The organism is Bacillus sp. Root131, from assembly GCF_001429475.1.
Classification (GTDB): Bacteria; Bacillota; Bacilli; order Bacillales; family Bacillaceae_G; genus Bacillus_A; species Bacillus_A thuringiensis_S.
Genome location: NZ_LMJQ01000001.1, coordinates 2,180,793 through 2,198,484 on the forward strand (window position 1 = coordinate 2,180,793; position 17,692 = coordinate 2,198,484).

Sequence of the window (17,692 nt, forward strand, 5' to 3'; positions counted from 1 at the left end):
AGAGAGGAATGTGGCAAAAATACGACCGTTTCGGGCCATTCGTCCAGTAGAGGAAAAAGCGGCACAAGTGGCAGCTTTACCGTATGACGTATTAAATAGTGAAGAGGCAAGGGAAGTTGTAAAAGGGAATCCATATTCTTTCTTGCATGTTGATAAAGCAGAAATTGATTTAGACCCGGCACTTTCACCGTACGATGATCGTGTATATGAAAAAGCGGGTGAAAATTTAAATCGATTTATACGAGAAGAAGTGTTCATTCAAGACGAAGAGCCAGCGTTATACATTTATGAACTGACGATGCAGGGAAGAACGCAGTCAGGCCTTGTCGTTTGTACATCTATTGATGAGTATGAAGATGATACAATTAAAAAACATGAGAGAACGCGTCATGAAAAAGAGCTAGATCGTATTCGTCACGTAGATGTGTGTGATGCAAATACGGGTCCTATCTTTTTAACGTATCGTACAAAAGAAGAGATAAAGCATTTCATTGCCAGCTGGAAAGAAGAACATGCGCCAATCTATACATTTACAGCAGAAGACGGCGTTAGGCACGTTGCTTGGAAAATAGCTGATGAAGAAGTAATTGCAAGTTTAGTAAACTTATTTGAAGATATTCCTAACCTGTACATTGCAGATGGACATCACCGCTCTGCATCAGCTGCAAAAGTAGGGATCATGCGAAGAGAACAATATCCGAATTACACAGGAGAAGAAGAGTTTAATTTCTTCCTATCTGTATTATTCCCTCAGGATGAATTATCGATTTGGGACTATAACCGAGTTGTGAAAGATTTAAATGGCTTATCAGAGGAACAGTTTTTAAATCAAATTACGCAGTACTTTTATGTAGAAGAAGCACCTGTTTCTCCGTATAAACCAAATGAGCCAAAAACATTTGGTATGTATGTAAATGAGAAGTGGTATAAGCTTACTGTGAAAGAAGAAACATTTGATGCGAATGATCTTGTTAGAGGTTTAGATGTATCTATCCTGCAAGATCATTTATTAAGTCAAGTACTTGAAATACATGATCCGCGTTCTGATTCACGCATCGATTTTGTCGGAGGAATCCGCGGATTAGAAGAACTAGAACACCTTGTAAAGAGCGGTGAATATAAAGCAGCATTCGCATTATATCCGACATCAATGGAAGCTTTATTAGCAATCGCAGACGCTGGAGAAGTTATGCCGCCAAAATCAACGTGGTTTGAACCGAAACTGCGCAGCGGGTTGTTTGTACATTCATTAAAATAAATAGACTTCTTTAGATTGAAAAACCGAAATGATTTGAGTTTCGGTTTTTCTTATTTTGGCTCAGTTAACGTTTAATGTTGATTTTCATGTTAAGATTGAAATATGTAACAGCAGGTCGCTACAAAAAAATGGAGGAAATACGATGAAAATGCATCTTCAAAAAAGTTTTTATGTTGAATTGAAAAATGCAATTCGTTGTCATTATAACGAACTTTTAACTAGGTGCGGTGTTGACACAATATATGGGTACTCCATATTAACAGACGATTGTGTCAATAGCATTGGACCAGTGGCTAATGAAGAAAGACTAATCAAAGTTAATAAATCGGACCCTTTATACAATTATTATAGATACGGAGCTGTTGAGTGGAGCGAATGGGACGATTTTGGAATGTTTGATGAAGTGAAAAAAATTATTAAGAAATATCATAATATTGTCGAAGATGACTTTAACATACGAGTAAATACACTGTTGAAAGAAACATTAAATGTGTTAATGGAACTTGAATCAGAAGGATTGTTTGGAGATAGAGATGATAATCGATTTATTGTCATTTGTGTAACTGATTCTTCGAACGAAATCATGATTGAATCAGCTCGATTGCTTAATACATTAAAGACATACGAAGAATATGCTTCAGAATTTGCATAAGAATAAATATAAGTAAAACTGCTCTCTATAAGAGGCGATTTTCATTTGATCGAAAGTCACCAATTAATAGTAACTATTCGTTGTGACGTAACAATTGAACAATTAGAACCTGATGAAAAAAACGTACAAAGATAATTGCGATGTTTACATGTGTGAATCAAGTTGGAAAAGAAGTTATGAAGGGAAGTTTTTCGGGGATTATTCTTTAATAGGAGAAGTAATGAATAAGTGGGTTCTCCATGCCTCTCAGGCTTAGCGTTTTAATTCCCCCATAACGTATATTCTGTTCTTTTCTTAACTATTAGAAAATAGTTGAATAAGCTCGTCAACAAAAAGGACATTCCGAGTATTACAAGAAATGTCCTTTCTGCTAAAATGTAAGGTATTTTGCTAAAATTCAAACTCTAAAATCAGTTTACTAGTTTGACCTGTAAACTGATAATTATAGGACCCTCTCAGATTTTCTAAGTTACCGGTAGCTTTAATAATTGTTCCTGGGGAATCTAAATTTCCTTTATCAAATATTCCTTGCTCTATAGCTGTGAATGTCCCTTGTTGCCCCTTATAAATTCCTTCAAAGTGTAAAAATCCAGAAATTTTAGCCGTAGCCAAGTGACCATCATTTATATTTGAGTCTACATAATATAATAAGTATTCAACAAAAGCTTTTCCTTTTAATTCTCCATCAATATCATATTCAACATGGGCAATATTAATAGGGAAATCTTTTCTAGTATCATCAATTAGTTTTTCATCCCATTTACTTACTGTAAATGTTACTTCCATACACGTAAATCCCCCTTTATCATTAGATAAGTAATCTTCATATCATTTGAAAAGTACCAATTCACAGTCATATCTTATAGAAGTGTTTTTTATTTATTTGAGTCCTGTCATATCGTTATCTGCTCCTCCCCACGAAGGACTTACTGTCGCCACGGTATCTCCTGGCTGTAATCTCTTTGGTTTTTTTAACATGTTAACTCCGCTCCTACATAATGTAATGGACTACGATTATACAAACTGTATCATTGAAAAACATGATGTATGACATTAGTTTCTTCATCATTAATCCGTTTACCTGCTGGGATTCAAGAATTCAGTCTTAGTGTTGAATATAGGAATAACCGATTTATATTTGAAAATTACAGTATGCAACATTGCATGAGAAAAACGGTTGTTATTTTCACTTCCTGTAACTATAATGATTACAGGTTGGTCGATACCAATCAAAAAAATAAAATCATCATGAATGGAGATGTTTCATAATGGGTATGAAAAAATTAATTTTAGCAGGTGCTTTAGGGATCGCAGCATTATCAGGAACAAATTTACCAGGACTAGAAGTAACAAAAGCGAGTGCAGCTTCTATTGAATCGAATTTCTCGACGTTAGAAGGACGAGTAGTAGAAGTAGATAACGGTGTAATTGTTGTAAAATCTAAGCAATATGAGGAACCGGTTAGTGTGTATATTGATTCACTTTCAAATGTGAAAGTAGGAGATGAAGTAAAAGCTACTGGATCTATGATGCGTAATTTTACAGAATATATGGTTGCAACTGCAGTTGAAAATACAACAAACAAGTTAGGTATGCACATGAAAGAAGATGGCTCACCTAATTATGTAATTGGAGAAGTATCAAAAGTAGGAACGATGGAAGATGAGGGAGACGGTGCTACTAAATATGTTGTAGTTGAGTATCCATCGCTAAATGGGAAGAAAGATATTATTGATGTTTTCTTAACAAAGGGACAAGTATTTAATGTGGGTGAGAAAGTGAAAATTGATATGGAGTATGTGGGCTGGGGTGGTATTTCTATTAACTGGAACACAGTTGATCATATTGAAAAAGTTCATGAAGCAAAGACGAACGCTGAAAATAATGATGATGTATGGATTTGGTCTTAATAAGGCGAGTATAGGTCGTTATTTGCAATTTTCTCCAAACAATACATGTAAAAACTAAATGTATCATGCAGTACCCATCTAATTCTCATTGCGTATGACAATTAGATGGGTACTTTTTTATTTGAAATTTGTGCAAGTCAATGTTTAGCATTTCTTTTTAAGAGTAAATTACGGTTGAAATCAAAACTTTATTTGCAGTACATAATAAATAATGTTGATTTTTTATCTTATATTAAAATAAAAACAAACCACTGTTCGATTTGAATATTCCACGATATAATAGTGAGAGTTTATGGCAGAATAAATATTTACATAAGAAGTGAGGTACTGTATGAAAAAAAGAACGACAGACATTATTTTTATTATTATCGGTGCATTTCTTTTTGCGTTAGGTGTTAATTTGTTTGTTATCCCGAACGAGTTTGGTGAGGGTGGGGTAACAGGTATCACGATTATTACGTACTATTTATTTGAATGGTCACCGGGCTTAGTTAACTTAATTTTAAATGCGATTTTGTTAATAGCCGGTTATAAGTTTTTAAATAAGATTACAACAATTTATACGATTATCGCTGTAGTTACGAACTCGCTATTTCTTCATTTGACAGAAGGCTGGACGATTGCTTCGGATGAAATGCTTGTAAATGCCATTTTCGGAGGAATATTTATTGGGTGCGGGATTGGTCTTATTATTCGCGTTGGTGGAACAACTGCAGGTACTACCATCTTAGCAAGGATGACGCATAAATATTTAGGCTGGAGCATTAGCTACGGTCTACTGTTCTTCGATTTAATTGTTGCGTTTTCATCTTATTTCATCATTGGTGCAGAAAAACTGATGATAACAATTATTATGCTATATGTAGCAACGAAAGTGATGGAGTTTGTAATTGAAGGTTTAAATCCGAAGAAAGCCATTACGATTATTTCTGATAACCCGAATGAAATAGCTGGGAAGGTAACTACCTTAATGGGCAGAGGGGTTACTGTGTACTCAGGTCATGGCTATTACACGAAAACTCCAAAGGAAATTCTTTATGTTGTTATTAATAAGCAAGAAGTAGTGAAGCTAAAGCGGATTGTTCAAACTACGGATCCGGCGGCGTTCATCGCTATACACGATGTTCGTGATGTGTTCGGAGAAGGATTTGTTGATATTTCGAAGGCTTAGAAATTATTTTTGATTAAAATAATCTTAATACTAAAACGTAAGAATCTATTTTGAATAATCTTTTTTCAAAATAGATTCTTTTCTAATGGATCTATATTTATAATTAACCCCCATGCACTTTAAGCTCAATCTTTTACGTTCTAAAGAAAACTGCCGATAAAGCCCTCCAGTCTTTTCTTTAATTTTGAAATGTGAGAGTTGAATTACAATGAATTATATGTGATTGTTTAATCTATTCCCCATGAGTTTTGCCATTTGTTTCGCATCTGGATTTCCTTCATCGTACAATTTATCAATAATATTACTATAATCCCTCTCATTCCGATTTTGACTTAATTTATATGCAGCCTGGATGTCTCCTACTTTAATTTTAAACCCAACTATCCCTTTCAGTTCATTTTCTAAGAGAGTGGGGGAAAGTTTATCCCATAATATTGGATTTTCACGATGTTCTTCATATTTTTTCAACATTGTTGTTAATTCATCTATTAATTCCTGTTTATCTAAAATACTTGCTTTACCATATATATGAACGGCTTGATAATTCCATGTTGGAACTTCTTCATTTTCATACCAAGAAGAAGAGATGTAAGAGTGCGGTGCCTGAAACATTACAAGAACATCTTCGCAGGTTTCAAATGTTCTCCACTGGGGGTTCCCATAAGCCATATGTCCAGTAATAAAATAGTCATCACCTTGTTTAGTTAATCCAAAGGGCAAATGAGTTGCGATTGGTTTCTCTTTTTTAGTTGTGACGATTGTTCCAAAAGAGTTTTTTTGAACAAAATCCCAAATTTCATCAACATTTGTGACTTTAAAATACTTTGGAATATACATAATAGCCCACCTTTCAAAAAAAGTTATATGAGTGTTTTGATCATTATAAGGTCAACTTGTTCGTCATCGCCCATATAAAAGGAATGAGAGCCAGCTTGTACAAAACCTAATTTCTTATAAAAAGCAATAGCATTTTCATTTTTCTCCCATACGCCTAGCCAAATATTCTTTTTATTATGTTCTATTGCAATTTCAATAGCATTATTTAGTAGATATTTACCAAGACCATGTTTTTGAAAGGAGCTCTTTATATAAATTCTCTCTACTTCAAGTGATTCATTTCCCATTTCTTCAGACTGAGCATCATCAATATTGACCTTTAAATATCCAGCAATTTCATCGTTAAAGTAGACAAAAAAGAATTGAGAAGAGATATTGGATAATTCTTTTTCTAATTGTTTTAAGTTAAATGCCTTTTCCAAATAGTGATTCATACTTTCGGGTGAATTCTGATGTTTAAAAGTCTCATTAAATGTTTCATAACTAATATCTTGAAGTCTGTGTATATCTTCAAGGGTGCACTTTTCTATATGTGTAGTCATTTGAATAGTTCGCTCCTTTATATAATCAATAATTTCTCTTATTTCCCTTTTTTACAAATTCCCAATCTTTTTCTAAATTTTCTCTTACTCTTTGAAGAAGATTAGAAATAGTTTCCGCTTCTGTTTCCGAAAATCCCTCTAATGCAACAGTATTTGAATAATCGTTTTCTCTTTTAATAAAAGGATAGACATTTTTCCCTTTTTCTGTTGGGAAAAGTTTTTTGATTTTCTTGTTAGATTCATCTTCTTTCTTTTCGATAAATCCATTGATTTCAAGCTTTTTGATAGCACGGGCTGCAGTTGTACGATCTACTTTTATCATCTCAGATAGCTTTTCTTGAATGATTCCTGGGTTTTCACATATTCGCACAAGGTACAAATACTGACCTTTTGTAAGCTCATATTCTTTAAATTCTATATTACTAATAGAATCTAATGCTCTTGCAATCATGCCAATTTCACGAAGAATTTCTTTCATAATGAACTCCTTATCTTTTGTTTTTATTGCAAATGCAACAATTTGAAGTTACATTTAATATAAAATATTTTTATTGTAAATGCAACAAAAATGACGATGAAGAGGTTGATTAAAATGAAGTATGTTTTTTATGTATTAGGAATTTTAATATTAACCCTTGGTATTTCTGTCACAATACAATCAGATTTTGGCACTTCACCTTTTGATGCACTTTTAGTAGGACTTTCTTTAAATGTGGGGCTTACTGTGGGAAGCTGGGAAATAATAATAGCTTTATTATTAATATGTTGTAATTCGAAATTAAAAAGACAAAGACCAGAGGTACTAGGGTTGTTAACAGCATTCATAACGGGTATTGGTATTGATGTGTGGCTATTTTTATTACGCGATTTAATTACACCTGAAATATGGTACAGTAAAATGATTTATTTTGGAATCGGATTAGTTATTACAGGATTAGGAACTGCAATATATTTACAAACAAATTTTGCTCCCATTCCAATTGACCGATTAACTTTAATCATACAAAAATTAACTAGAACGAATATTTTTATAGCACGAACATTTATTTACCTTATATTCTTAATAATGGCAACGATTTTACATGGACCAATTGGTGTTGGAACTATATTAACTGTTTGTTTAGGTGGGTTATTACTGAATTTCTTTATACCACTTACTAAAAAAGTAATAGATCACTTATTCGTACACCAGAGTACGTCATCAAGTTATAAGAAAAATAAAGCAGCTGACCATAATGATAACAAAAGTATCTTCTAAGGAATCCTTTTCTTTAAATTACTTATACATTTGAAGACTGACTGTTTTTGAAACCTTCTTCAATCCACCAAGAACTTATAAATTCTGTTTTTCTTTTTCTTGCAAAAAATCCAATTGTTTCTTAAGGTAAGGATGTAGAAGGATGAACGAGAGAGGGTTTAATGAAGATGATACATATTTTATTAGCTGATGATGATAAACATATTAGAGAGTTATTGCATTATCATTTACAAAAAGAGGGGTTTAAAGTTTTTGAGGCTGAAGATGGAAAGATAGCGCAAGAAGTATTAGAGAAGGAAAATATTCATCTTGCGATTGTAGACATTATGATGCCGTTTGTTGATGGTTATACGTTATGTGAAGAAATTCGTAAGTATCATGATATTCCTGTTATTTTATTAACTGCGAAAGACCAGTTAGTGGATAAAGAAAAAGGATTCATTTCTGGTACAGACGATTATATCGTAAAACCATTTGAGCCAGCTGAAGTCATTTTCCGTATGAAAGCATTACTTCGTCGTTATCAAATGCTGAGTGCTGATATTATTACGTTGCACGGTACAACAATTGACCGAAAAGGCTTTGAAGTGAAGTGTAACGGACAAACGATTTTGCTTCCACTGAAGGAATTTGAATTGTTATCGCAACTGGCTAGTTATCCTGGAAGAACATTTTCAAGGGAAGAATTAATTGAATTAGTATGGGGAATGGATTTTGAAGGGGATGAACGAACGGTTGACGTTCATGTAAAGCGATTAAGAGATCGTTTTTCAAAACGAACGGATGATTTTCAAATTACAACGGTGCGCGGCCTCGGGTATAAGTTGGAGCTGAAATAAGATGAAATCACTATATTCTAGATTTGTATTTATGACGGTCGGCATTATGCTACTTAGTAGTATTATAGGCTTTTTATTAACGAACGTATATTATCAAGTGAAGTTAAAACCGTATAATAGTGAAAAGATTTTAAAGTATGCTGAAGAAGTAAAATCGTTATATGAAAAGCAAAGTGAAGAAAATCAAGAGGCATACTTACGGTCTATTGCGAAGCTAGGATATGAAATTTATATTGTCGATGATCAAAAGAATGGAAAGCGTATCGGAAATGCATTTCGTAAGACGACAATAAGTGATGATACCGTTCATAAAGTATTGCAGGGGGAGACATTTAATGGTGTTTCTACTTATCCAACGCGCCTTTTCATTACAGGATTTTTCGATAATGAATTAATTAATAGCGTCGGTGTCCCGGTAAAACACGGTGATAAACAGTACGCTTTATTCATTCGCCCTGACATTCAGCAACAATTTGGCGAGATGCGAATTTTCTTAGCGGTATTACTTGGGTTTATCGTTTTACTAACTATTATTTTTATAGCGATTGCAGCAGGTTATATCGTTCGTCCCATTCGTAAATTTACGAAGGCTACGCAAAAAATTGCGAGTGGGGAATATGAAATTGAATTAGACGTAAAACGAAAAGATGAAATAGGAACGTTATCTACAAGCTTCCAAAAGATGACGAAGAGTATTAAAGAACTAGATGAAATGAGACAAGAATTCGTTTCGAACGTTTCACATGAATTTCAGTCGCCACTTTCTTCCATACAAGGTTTTTCAAAGACGTTGCAAACAGAAAAGATGAGTGAGGAAGAAAGAAATCATTACTTACAAATTATTGAGGGTGAAAGTAAGCGAATGTCTAGTTTATGTAAACAGTTACTTACGCTCGCTTCATTAGATAAAGAGGAAAAGGTTCTACAAATAAGAGAATTCAATCTACAGAAGCAAATTAAAGACGTCATTTTTATGCTTGAGTGGAAATGGCGGGAAAAAGATATCGCCGTTGAATTTGATGTGCCAGATATCACTATAAAAGGTGATGAAAACTTACTTCATCAAGTATGGAGTAACATTTTCACGAATAGCATTAAGTTTTCAAACGATGGTGGGACGATTGAGTTTTTCGTCGAAGAGTTAGAGTCTAGTGTCATTATCTCTATATCTGATAACGGAATTGGTATGGAAAAAGAAGAGATGGACCGTATATTTGATCGTTTTTACAAAGTAGATACGGCAAGAGCGAGAAACGTAGAAGGTAGTGGTTTAGGATTATCGATTGTGCAGAAGATTGTGGAACTGCATAACGGAGACGTTTCAGTGTATAGCACGAAAGGGGAAGGGACTACTGTTCGGGTGGAGCTTCCGAAATAGATGGAAGAGGCTGTTTGGGAACGGCCTCTTCTTTTTTTGGGCGCTAGTATACGTGTAAAGTGAAAGAATGGGAGTCATTTTAATTACATAATTGGACCGATTTGTGGCATAAGATTAGCAGGAAGTTTATTTAAAAATGTAGAATCTCTACAGAGTTATAAGGATTGTATTAAAACTTGAACCGTGTAGGGAGGAAATTAATTTGAAACGAACTGACTTGTTATTAAACGCACTAGATTCAACATTCGATAAAGAGAGTTGGTATGCACCGTTTAAACATGCTATAGAAGGACTTACAGCCGAACAGGCTATGTGGAAACCATCTGGTGAGGAAACGAATACCATTTGGGAGAACGTTAATCATCTCATTTATTACAAAGAGAGGCTTGCTGCAAACTTGGAAGGTCATGGATGGGCACATAACCTTGACGGTAATGACACTTTTTATCTTACTAAGCAATCTAATGATGACACGGAATGGAAGGAAGTCGTTGAACGTTCTGAAAATGCTCAGCGTAATTTAAGACAGGTATTGAGCGTGATTTCTGAAAAAGAGCTTGAACAAAATTCACTTGAAGAGAAATTACTGGACATCATGCTTCATGATGCTTATCATACAGGCCAAATTATTCAATTAAGGAAAATGCAGGGGGCATGGCCAGCAAAGCGTTAACGGAACGTATTAGTTATTCCATTAAAGGGTGCTATTTTGCATCAAAAAGTAAACAAGCATAACTTCGTTCGAAATTTCGAATAGGGTTATGCTTGTTTGAGCTTTGTAACAGAAAGAAAATATTTTCTTTCTGTTACAAAGCAGTACCTTTCACCTGTTCTTCCTTAAACCGAAGCTCAAAAGTATCCGCCGTAATTTCATCAGCTTTCGGCAAAGCCCGTAATTTTGGATGAAGCAGCCATACGAGGGAGATGAATAAAATCCCGATGCTAGCGAGCGCAAAAATGATTTGGCTACTATATACATTCGCAGTGTATCCGCCAATTAAAGAGCCAAGCGGCATAGCAATTGTGCCCATACTCCGTGTGACTGAATTGATACGCCCAAGATATTGGTTTGGAATTACAATTTGACCAATAGTCGCAAATAATATGTTGGTCGCACCAATTGGTATCCAAGCTAAGCCGAATAAAAAAATAGATAACCATTGAAACGGTACAACCGTAGAGAGAAACCAAAAGAAAGCACCAGTGGCAAAGCTAATAATGGAGACACGGCCAACATTATATTTACCAACCGATGAACTGAATAGTGCTCCAATTAAACAACCGGCGGATATAGCGGCTAAAAAGAAACCATATAATTTCACACCGCCTAAAGAATCAGCGAAAGAAGGGAGTATTGCCATCGTCATACCGATTGAAAAATTAGCGACAACGGAACCGATTAAGAAGACGCCCATCAATGAACGAAAGACGATTGAAAAGCCTTCTTTTAAATCAGAGAAATATTGCTTTGTTGAAAGTGTTGTGTCTGCTTCAGTTTGTTTTGGCATTTTTAATGAAAAGAACAAAAGGGCAGTAATCGCGAATGTAAAGGAGTCGATCACATATAAAGTAATTGCGCCAAATAGTGCTACTAATATTCCAGAAAGAGTCGTACAAATTAAATCAATGCCTTGATATGCAAATGAAAAGAGTGAGTTTCCTTTTAATAATTGTGTTTTATGCAGTAGAAGTGGTAAAGCTTTCGATTGTGCGGGATAGGCGAATTGTTCGATAAAAGCTACGATGGGCATGATGATGAGTAGTAGGTGGACTGTTAGTAGGTCGAAGTAGTGTGTAATTGGAATGATTAAAATAAGAATGCATTGCAAAACTTGTGTGATGACGAGGGTGTTTTTTATTGACCATCTATCGACGAATGGACCAGTAAGAAATTGTAATGCAGAAGGTAATAACGTAAGGGAACCAGCCAATCCAGAATAAAAAGGATTACCACTTAATTTGTATACGAGCCACATTGCTGCTACATAATACAAGCTATCTCCTATGTTTGTAAAAATTCTCCCTAAAAATAATAAGAGGAAATTCCGGTTTTTTAATATGTCCACTTTATCTACTCCTTTATAATAATTTTATTCGGTAAAATAAAATTGACCGTCTCGGTAAAAAAATCGTATTACGATTTTTCTTCTTTTTTAATAAATTGCTGCATTGTTCTCTCGGCGATTTGAAGTGCAGTAGTAGAAATATAATAAGGTTTGCTATTCGGATCTTTATCTGCACCTTTTGTGATTTCGTTTAATTCAGCCATTAATTCATAAAACTTTTTCACCCACACTTGAAATTGTTCTGGCGTAGCATCAAATTCCCAGCAGGATGAAACGTAATTCCACTTAGCTGGATCTTCACTTGCATTTTGTAATGTAAAAGCTTCTTCTGGTGCAGCAAGAATTTGGCTTTTCGTTCTTTCTATCATTTGTAAAAAGATTTGGCGACCTGATTCGCTTAATATTTCTAAATGAGGTAATAGATCTGCGGCAGGGGTGAAGCCTTTAGCGACAGATTGATAAAACTTTTGAACAATGCCATTCTTTTCTTCTGTATAAACAATCTCTATAAGACCATTCTTTTCTAATTCTTTTAAATGATAATGAATTTTCGCCCTTGAAATGCCGAATTTCTCAGATAGTAATTGTCCAGTATAAGGACGTTCGCATAGACGTATCATCATTTCGGCACGTAGTGGATCGCTTAATGCTTTTAGTTGGCTATAAGTGGTTAGTGTTAATACGGGCTTCAACATGATCAACTCCTTTAATAAAATTACTCGGTCAATATTATTTGACTGAATTGTATCAAGGATTCTATTTATTTTCAATACTTTCAGAAAATTTATTTTTTACTCTGTAATCTTCTGTTCATATTCCGTTCATATTTCTTTTTTATGATAAGTGCATAGAAAGAAAGAGGAAGGAGCGAGCATAATGTTTTTAGCTCTGCGTGAATTGAAACAATCAAAATTAAGATACGGATTAATCGGACTTATCATGGTTTTATTATCATTTTTAGTCCTTGTTATTTCAGGATTAGCAAATGGATTATCATATGATAATGCTTCATCGATTCAAAATATGGAGGCGAATAAGTTCGTTTTAGCAGATGATGCGGAAAATAAATTACTTCGTTCACAAATTAAGAAAGACGATGTAGATAACGTAGTAAATCAAGTGGACGAGAAAGAGGCAGTTCCATTTCGGGTGAAAGTTTCAACGTATGAAAAGAAAGATAGTTCGAAAAAGGTTGATATCGCTATTTTTTCAAGTGAACGTGATTCATTTTTAGAACCGAACATTGTAAAAGGTGAGAAATTAGGTACAGCAAATAATGAAATGGTTGCTGATGAATCAATTAAAGAAAAAGGAATCGATATTGGGGATACAATTATCGATCCTGTTTCAAAGAAAGAATTTACAATCGTCGGATTTACGAAAGATCAAATGTTTAGCCATACACCAGTCGTTTATGTAAATGAAGACGTATGGGGCGCTATTTCACAACCAAACCAAAAAGATTATAGTGCAATCGCACTTAATACAGATAAAGAAGTAAAAAATGCACACGTAATTGACAAAAAAGAAGTGCTGCAAAGTATTCCAGGGTTTAAAGAAGAGCAAGGAACATTAACAATGATCATTGCATTCTTACTTGTTATCGCTGCATTACTAATTGGTGTATTCTTCTACGTCATTACACTGCAAAAAACACAGCAATTAGGTGTATTAAAAGCAATCGGTACAAAGAACTCGTATTTAGCAAATAGCTTAGTCGTGCAGGCGTTATTCTTATCAGTCGTTGCGATGGTAATCAGTATCGTTCTTGTACAAGGGTTAGAACAAATTTTACCAGCAGGTATGCCGTTCTTATTAACAACACCGATGATTGCACAATATGCAGCAATCTTTATCGTAATTAGTATTTTAGGAACACTTATTTCGTTATACCAAGTATTAAAAGTTGATGCGCTAGAGGCAATTGGAGGCGGGATGTAATGACTTCATTATTAAAATTAGACAAAGTAAGTAAAGTGTACGGAGAAGGGAATACGGAAGTAACAGCCCTTCATCCGATATCGCTTGATGTGAAAGCCGGAGAATTTATCGGAATCGTCGGTCCTTCTGGATCAGGGAAAAGTACGTTATTATCAATCGCGGGTGCATTATTATCACCATCAAAAGGGGATATTTACATTCGTGAGCAAAATATTACACAGTTATCAGAAAAGGAAATGACAGACATTCGTTTGAAAAAAATCGGCTTCATTTTCCAGTTTGCAAATCTTGTTCCATATTTAAATGTGAAAGAACAATTGCTTTACATTGCAAAGCTGAAAAAAGAAAGTAAACAAGAATCGGAAAAGCGTGCAGATCATTTATTAGCGGCATTTGGATTAGGAGAAAGAAAGAATCATTATCCAAATCAACTATCTGGCGGGGAAAAACAAAGGGTAGCAATCGCTCGTGCGTTCATGAACAACCCAGATTTAATATTAGCGGATGAGCCAACGGCAAGCTTAGACTCAAAACGTGCACGTGAAGTTGTAGAAATGATGAAACGTGAAGTGAAAGAGAGCCAAAAAGCAGCAATTATGATTACACATGATGAAAGAATGCTTGATGTATGTGATCGTATATTGATGCTTCGAGATGGACAGTTAATATAAAAAAAGGAAACCCGTACATGTATGTGCGGGTTTCCTTTTTTTTAATGGATTTATTTAGAGAATAACGTTTTAATTTTATTACGAGTAAGTAATAAAACACCGCCTAATACAGATAGCATTCCTAGAGCCATATTGTTTGATTGCTCGCTACCAGCGTTAGGAAGTTCTTTAGCGTTATTGTTTTTAGTACCATTAGTTTGTTTAGCCTGTGATACTTCATTAATCTTATTATCAACATTTTGCTTCGTTGTATGTATCTCAGCTAATTTGTCATCAATTTTTTTCTCAGTGTGTTTAAAGTCGTTGATTTTAATATCTAAGTCTTGTTTTTTCTTTGATAAATCGTCTGAAACAGTTTGTTTTGATTGTTTAATTTCGTTAATTTTATTGATTAAATCTTGTCTAGCTTCTTGTAATGCAGCTAGTTTGTTTTTCACATCTTGTTTAGCTAGTTCTAAGTTAGCGGAAAGACTGTCTAAATTGCCTTTAATTTTCTTAAGTTCCTCTAACGTGTTACCAGTATTCGGCTTGTTTTCTTTTAACTCAGCAAGTTTGTCCTCAGCAGTTTGTTTCGCTTTTTTTAACTCAGCTAATTTTTCATCTACTTGTTTTTTAACTTCCTTAAGTTCATTAACCTTTTGATCGATGTTCTCTTTATATTGCTTCATTTCATTCACTTTTTCATCGACAGTTTGTTTATGTTCTTTAATCTCATTCACTTTGTTATCGATATTTTGCTTATGCTCTTTTACTTCAGCAACTTTATCTTCTACTTGTTTTTTATGCTCTTTAATTTCAGCGATTTTATCTTCGGCGATTTGTTTGTCTTGCTGAAGTTTTGCATCTAACTCTTGTTTATGTTGTTTAATCTCGTTAATTTTTTCATCAGCAACTTGTTTACGTTCATGTAGTTCATTCACCTTCGTATCAACATTTTCCTTAACCTTGTTAAGTTCATTCAATGTTTGATCCACGTTTTCTTTGTGTTGCTGTAATTTCGCATCTAACTCTTGTTTATGTTGCTTAATTTCAGCTAATCGATCTCCCGTACTTTGCTGAGGAGTAGCATCATTTACTTCCGCATGAGCAGGGTTCGCGCCAGCAATCATTGCTAAAGCTAGTGTAGACGCAGCGATTGTTTGTTTTGTTTTCATATTTTTGTACCTCTTTTCTTTCATATGCATGAACTGTTTTGTGTAAAAATGAGCATATAGAAGTAGATTATCTTATTATTATATACTATGTTAGGCGCTTAGAGGAAGGATTTGCATAATAATCTATGATTATGTAATTTTTATAATCTCTTATTTGGGGGTAGGGGATAAACCTTTAGCTAGATGAACAATTTCTTCTATAGTAAAGCTTACATCTTTATTATTGCGAATAACAAACAAATAATCAGCCTCGTTTTCTACAGGATCTACCACATCATCGTGAAGTGATTCAGTTTGTTGTCGATCAAGTACTTCTTTGAAACTAGAATATCCACCTCTAAAAATATTCGTACTTCGCGTGCTTCGAGCCACTCTTTCGTAAAGTACATCATCTGGAATGTTAAAATGAACTAATATGCGTACATATTCATTCTGTGGAAATAATTCGTTTAGTAAATAGAATCTTCCGCTTTTACTGCGATTGGAATTACAAATAATAAGGTGTAAATTTGTATGTTCTTTCGCATAATCAACAATGAATTTTGAAAGACCGTGCTTAAATGTATTAGCACCTTCAGCCGGCTGTAATTTTTCATAATGCGTGTTAATAAATTCAGCTTGGTTATCTTGATCCATAACGAAAGAGTGGGGTAACTCTTTTTCTAAAGCTTTTGCAAATGTAGTTTTTCCACTGTGTGTTTTTCCAACTGTAATGATGACTAATCTTTTCATGACGCCCTCCATTTGTATTGTTATGAACTGGAATATTCGGTGTAGATCGAAATCTTCCTGCTAGAGATTACACAAATTATTGGAGCGTTAGTAGGCTGAAAACTTGCCAAAAAAACTTATTTATTCTATAATTTACCAATATAAAAATAAGGTGTATAATAGGGTTCTCCTGGCCAGGGGAACCCTATTTTTGTTGTGAAAATGAAGGAGAGTGTATGTGCGTGAAACAAGGTGAAGCAAGTGTAACGTCGTTAGTATCAGCATTCGGAAGGGCGTATCATAGTGAATTTGATAATCCTAAAATCTTTGATGATTATGTAGCTAAAGATTTCATTTCACAAAAAGAACGTAACAATATTGAAACGAACATGGTTCAAGGGATTCACTTTTTCAATACAGACATTGCAGAGCAGTTTCAAGACAATCCAAAAGAAATATTAAAATGGATTACGCAAGTTCAGTTATCACCAACACCTTTAGCACGTGCCGCATATTGTGAAAGAGTATTACTACGTGAAATTATATTAGGAGCGAAACAATACGTCATACTCGGTGCAGGCTTAGATACGTTCAGTTTTAGACACCGAGAATTAGAAAATAAAATAGAAATATTTGAAGTGGATCATCCTTCTACGCAGGCGTTTAAGAAGGAAAGAATAAAAGAAGTAGAACTTGAAGTTCCAAATCACCTTCATTTTGTTTCGATGGATTTTACGAAAGGAATTTCCTATGAACAGTTACAGACTGAAGGATTTGAACATAAAAAGACTTTCTTTAGCCTTTTAGGTGTTACGTACTATTTAACGAAAAAGGAGCTTGCTAGTTTAATAGAGTGCTTGTTTGAGATAGTTCCAGTAGGGAGTTCTATCGTTTTCGATTATCCCGATGAAAACTTATTTACGAAAAAAGGACTGTCCAATCGAGTTGAAAATATGGTGAAAATGGCTGCGGTAGGCGGAGAACCGATGAAATCATGTTATTCTTATGCCGAAATGGAAGCACTGTTAGAGAAGGCGGGCTTACTTATTTATGAGCATTTATCACCAGAGGATATAAATACATTGTATTTTGAAGGAAGAAATGATTATTTAGAAGCTTTTGAGACGGTGCATTATGTGCATGCGGTGAAGAGGTAGAGGTTAGTAGGCATGGAGAGGAATCTCTGTGCTTTTTTGTGGAAAACAAGAGGATAGGGTTTATTGGGAAAGATAATGATAAATATATTGCTATATAAGTTATTATATCTAAATGAACATCAGGAAGAGTTTCGGGTATATTTGTCG

General features: G+C 34.4%; 19 protein-coding genes. 11 read left to right on the forward strand and 8 right to left on the reverse strand.

Annotated elements, in window-relative coordinates; translation table 11 throughout:
* The first annotated feature begins 10 nt into the window (after positions 1-10).
* Positions 11-1,258 (forward strand): DUF1015 family protein, encoded by a 1,248-nt coding sequence (locus tag ASE54_RS11005; protein WP_001063062.1) that lies wholly within the window; start codon positions 11-13, stop codon positions 1,256-1,258.
* Between the two features lie 142 nt (positions 1,259-1,400).
* The gene (locus ASE54_RS11010) at positions 1,401-1,910 is read left to right on the forward strand and encodes a DUF4303 domain-containing protein (RefSeq protein WP_000781769.1); all 510 of its coding nucleotides are present in this window, start codon (positions 1,401-1,403) and stop codon (positions 1,908-1,910) included.
* Positions 1,911-2,300: 390 nt separating this feature from the next.
* On the opposite strand, the gene ASE54_RS11015 is transcribed toward ASE54_RS11010, so the two are convergent.
* Positions 2,301-2,696: a DUF3224 domain-containing protein gene (locus ASE54_RS11015; protein WP_000454083.1), complete on the reverse strand. Its 396-nt coding sequence runs from the start codon at positions 2,694-2,696 to the stop codon at positions 2,301-2,303.
* 482 nt (positions 2,697-3,178) lie between these two features.
* Between ASE54_RS11015 and ASE54_RS11020 the strand changes: the two genes are divergently transcribed.
* Together ASE54_RS11020 and ASE54_RS11025 are read left to right on the forward strand one after the other, a co-directional pair.
* Positions 3,179-3,820 (forward strand): F0F1 ATP synthase subunit alpha, encoded by a 642-nt coding sequence (locus ASE54_RS11020; RefSeq protein WP_000525526.1) that lies wholly within the window; start codon positions 3,179-3,181, stop codon positions 3,818-3,820.
* A 331-nt stretch (positions 3,821-4,151) separates the two neighbouring features.
* Positions 4,152-4,991, forward strand: a complete 840-nt coding sequence (locus tag ASE54_RS11025; RefSeq protein WP_000747488.1) for a YitT family protein — start codon at positions 4,152-4,154, stop codon at positions 4,989-4,991.
* 213 nt (positions 4,992-5,204) lie between these two features.
* Here ASE54_RS11025 and ASE54_RS11030 read toward each other — a convergent pair whose 3' ends face one another.
* From ASE54_RS11030 to ASE54_RS11040, 3 genes are read right to left on the reverse strand one after another with little or no spacing between them, the layout of a single operon-like run.
* Entirely contained in the window at positions 5,205-5,828 is a 624-nt protein-coding gene (locus tag ASE54_RS11030) for an FMN-binding negative transcriptional regulator (RefSeq protein WP_000275826.1), read from the reverse strand.
* A 23-nt stretch (positions 5,829-5,851) separates the two neighbouring features.
* Positions 5,852-6,370: a GNAT family N-acetyltransferase gene (locus tag ASE54_RS11035; RefSeq protein WP_000207056.1), complete on the reverse strand. Its 519-nt coding sequence runs from the start codon at positions 6,368-6,370 to the stop codon at positions 5,852-5,854.
* A 25-nt stretch (positions 6,371-6,395) separates the two neighbouring features.
* Positions 6,396-6,848, reverse strand: coding sequence for a MarR family transcriptional regulator (locus ASE54_RS11040; RefSeq protein ID WP_000658982.1), 453 nt, complete (start codon positions 6,846-6,848; stop codon positions 6,396-6,398).
* A gap of 114 nt (positions 6,849-6,962) precedes the next feature.
* Here ASE54_RS11040 and ASE54_RS11045 point away from each other — a divergent pair, with 114 nt between their 5' ends.
* The 4 genes from ASE54_RS11045 (at position 6,963) to ASE54_RS11060 (ending at position 10,518) form a co-directional block, all read left to right on the forward strand.
* Positions 6,963-7,628, forward strand: a complete 666-nt coding sequence (locus ASE54_RS11045) for a YitT family protein (RefSeq protein WP_000878286.1) — start codon at positions 6,963-6,965, stop codon at positions 7,626-7,628.
* A gap of 161 nt (positions 7,629-7,789) precedes the next feature.
* Entirely contained in the window at positions 7,790-8,467 is a 678-nt protein-coding gene (locus ASE54_RS11050; RefSeq protein ID WP_000781960.1) for a response regulator transcription factor, read from the forward strand.
* A 1-nt stretch (position 8,468) separates the two neighbouring features.
* Positions 8,469-9,845: a HAMP domain-containing sensor histidine kinase gene (locus ASE54_RS11055; RefSeq protein WP_000839511.1), complete on the forward strand. Its 1,377-nt coding sequence runs from the start codon at positions 8,469-8,471 to the stop codon at positions 9,843-9,845.
* 202 nt (positions 9,846-10,047) lie between these two features.
* Positions 10,048-10,518, forward strand: coding sequence for a DinB family protein (locus ASE54_RS11060; protein WP_000831311.1), 471 nt, complete (start codon positions 10,048-10,050; stop codon positions 10,516-10,518).
* A 133-nt stretch (positions 10,519-10,651) separates the two neighbouring features.
* Here the strand turns inward: ASE54_RS11060 and ASE54_RS11065 are convergent, their stop codons facing one another.
* Positions 10,652-11,911 (reverse strand): MFS transporter, encoded by a 1,260-nt coding sequence (locus ASE54_RS11065; RefSeq protein ID WP_000353373.1) that lies wholly within the window; start codon positions 11,909-11,911, stop codon positions 10,652-10,654.
* A gap of 68 nt (positions 11,912-11,979) precedes the next feature.
* On the reverse strand, positions 11,980-12,603 hold the full coding sequence (locus ASE54_RS11070; protein WP_014895296.1) for a winged helix-turn-helix domain-containing protein: 624 nt from the start codon (positions 12,601-12,603) through the stop codon (positions 11,980-11,982).
* A gap of 184 nt (positions 12,604-12,787) precedes the next feature.
* On the opposite strand from ASE54_RS11070, the gene ASE54_RS11075 reads away from it, so the two are divergent.
* Together ASE54_RS11075 and ASE54_RS11080 are read left to right on the forward strand one after the other, a co-directional pair.
* Entirely contained in the window at positions 12,788-13,852 is a 1,065-nt protein-coding gene (locus tag ASE54_RS11075; protein ID WP_000477741.1) for an ABC transporter permease, read from the forward strand.
* Positions 13,852-14,523, forward strand: coding sequence for an ABC transporter ATP-binding protein (locus ASE54_RS11080; RefSeq protein WP_000202594.1), 672 nt, complete (start codon positions 13,852-13,854; stop codon positions 14,521-14,523). Before ASE54_RS11075 ends, ASE54_RS11080 begins: the two co-directional genes overlap by 1 nt.
* Positions 14,524-14,573: 50 nt before the next feature.
* On the opposite strand, the gene ASE54_RS11085 is transcribed toward ASE54_RS11080, so the two are convergent.
* Both ASE54_RS11085 and ASE54_RS11090 read right to left on the reverse strand, forming a co-directional pair.
* Positions 14,574-15,677, reverse strand: a complete 1,104-nt coding sequence (locus ASE54_RS11085) for an LPXTG cell wall anchor domain-containing protein (protein ID WP_000851001.1) — start codon at positions 15,675-15,677, stop codon at positions 14,574-14,576.
* Positions 15,678-15,827: 150 nt separating this feature from the next.
* The gene (locus ASE54_RS11090; RefSeq protein ID WP_000826968.1) at positions 15,828-16,409 is read right to left on the reverse strand and encodes an AAA family ATPase; all 582 of its coding nucleotides are present in this window, start codon (positions 16,407-16,409) and stop codon (positions 15,828-15,830) included.
* A 215-nt stretch (positions 16,410-16,624) separates the two neighbouring features.
* On the opposite strand from ASE54_RS11090, the gene ASE54_RS11095 reads away from it, so the two are divergent.
* On the forward strand, positions 16,625-17,545 hold the full coding sequence (locus tag ASE54_RS11095; RefSeq protein ID WP_079245747.1) for a class I SAM-dependent methyltransferase: 921 nt from the start codon (positions 16,625-16,627) through the stop codon (positions 17,543-17,545).
* The last annotated feature ends 147 nt before the right edge of the window (positions 17,546-17,692 follow it).

Bases quoted from the DNA above. Each gene is read 5' to 3' on its own strand.
- ASE54_RS11045 (WP_000878286.1), top strand. From the start codon at position 6,963: ATGAAGTATGTTTTTTATGTATTAGGAATTTTAATATTAACCCTTGGT.
- ASE54_RS11085 (WP_000851001.1), bottom strand. From the start codon at position 15,677: ATGAAAACAAAACAAACAATCGCTGCGTCTACACTAGCTTTAGCAATG.
- ASE54_RS11040 (WP_000658982.1), bottom strand. From the start codon at position 6,848: ATGAAAGAAATTCTTCGTGAAATTGGCATGATTGCAAGAGCATTAGAT.
- ASE54_RS11080 (WP_000202594.1), top strand. From the start codon at position 13,852: ATGACTTCATTATTAAAATTAGACAAAGTAAGTAAAGTGTACGGAGAA.
- ASE54_RS11075 (WP_000477741.1), top strand. From the start codon at position 12,788: ATGTTTTTAGCTCTGCGTGAATTGAAACAATCAAAATTAAGATACGGA.
- ASE54_RS11030 (WP_000275826.1), bottom strand. From the start codon at position 5,828: ATGTATATTCCAAAGTATTTTAAAGTCACAAATGTTGATGAAATTTGG.
- ASE54_RS11010 (WP_000781769.1), top strand. From the start codon at position 1,401: ATGAAAATGCATCTTCAAAAAAGTTTTTATGTTGAATTGAAAAATGCA.
- ASE54_RS11035 (WP_000207056.1), bottom strand. From the start codon at position 6,370: ATGACTACACATATAGAAAAGTGCACCCTTGAAGATATACACAGACTT.
- ASE54_RS11055 (WP_000839511.1), top strand. From the start codon at position 8,469: ATGAAATCACTATATTCTAGATTTGTATTTATGACGGTCGGCATTATG.
- ASE54_RS11020 (WP_000525526.1), top strand. From the start codon at position 3,179: ATGGGTATGAAAAAATTAATTTTAGCAGGTGCTTTAGGGATCGCAGCA.
- ASE54_RS11025 (WP_000747488.1), top strand. From the start codon at position 4,152: ATGAAAAAAAGAACGACAGACATTATTTTTATTATTATCGGTGCATTT.
- ASE54_RS11090 (WP_000826968.1), bottom strand. From the start codon at position 16,409: ATGAAAAGATTAGTCATCATTACAGTTGGAAAAACACACAGTGGAAAA.
- ASE54_RS11015 (WP_000454083.1), bottom strand. From the start codon at position 2,696: ATGGAAGTAACATTTACAGTAAGTAAATGGGATGAAAAACTAATTGAT.
- ASE54_RS11050 (WP_000781960.1), top strand. From the start codon at position 7,790: ATGAAGATGATACATATTTTATTAGCTGATGATGATAAACATATTAGA.
- ASE54_RS11095 (WP_079245747.1), top strand. From the start codon at position 16,625: ATGTGCGTGAAACAAGGTGAAGCAAGTGTAACGTCGTTAGTATCAGCA.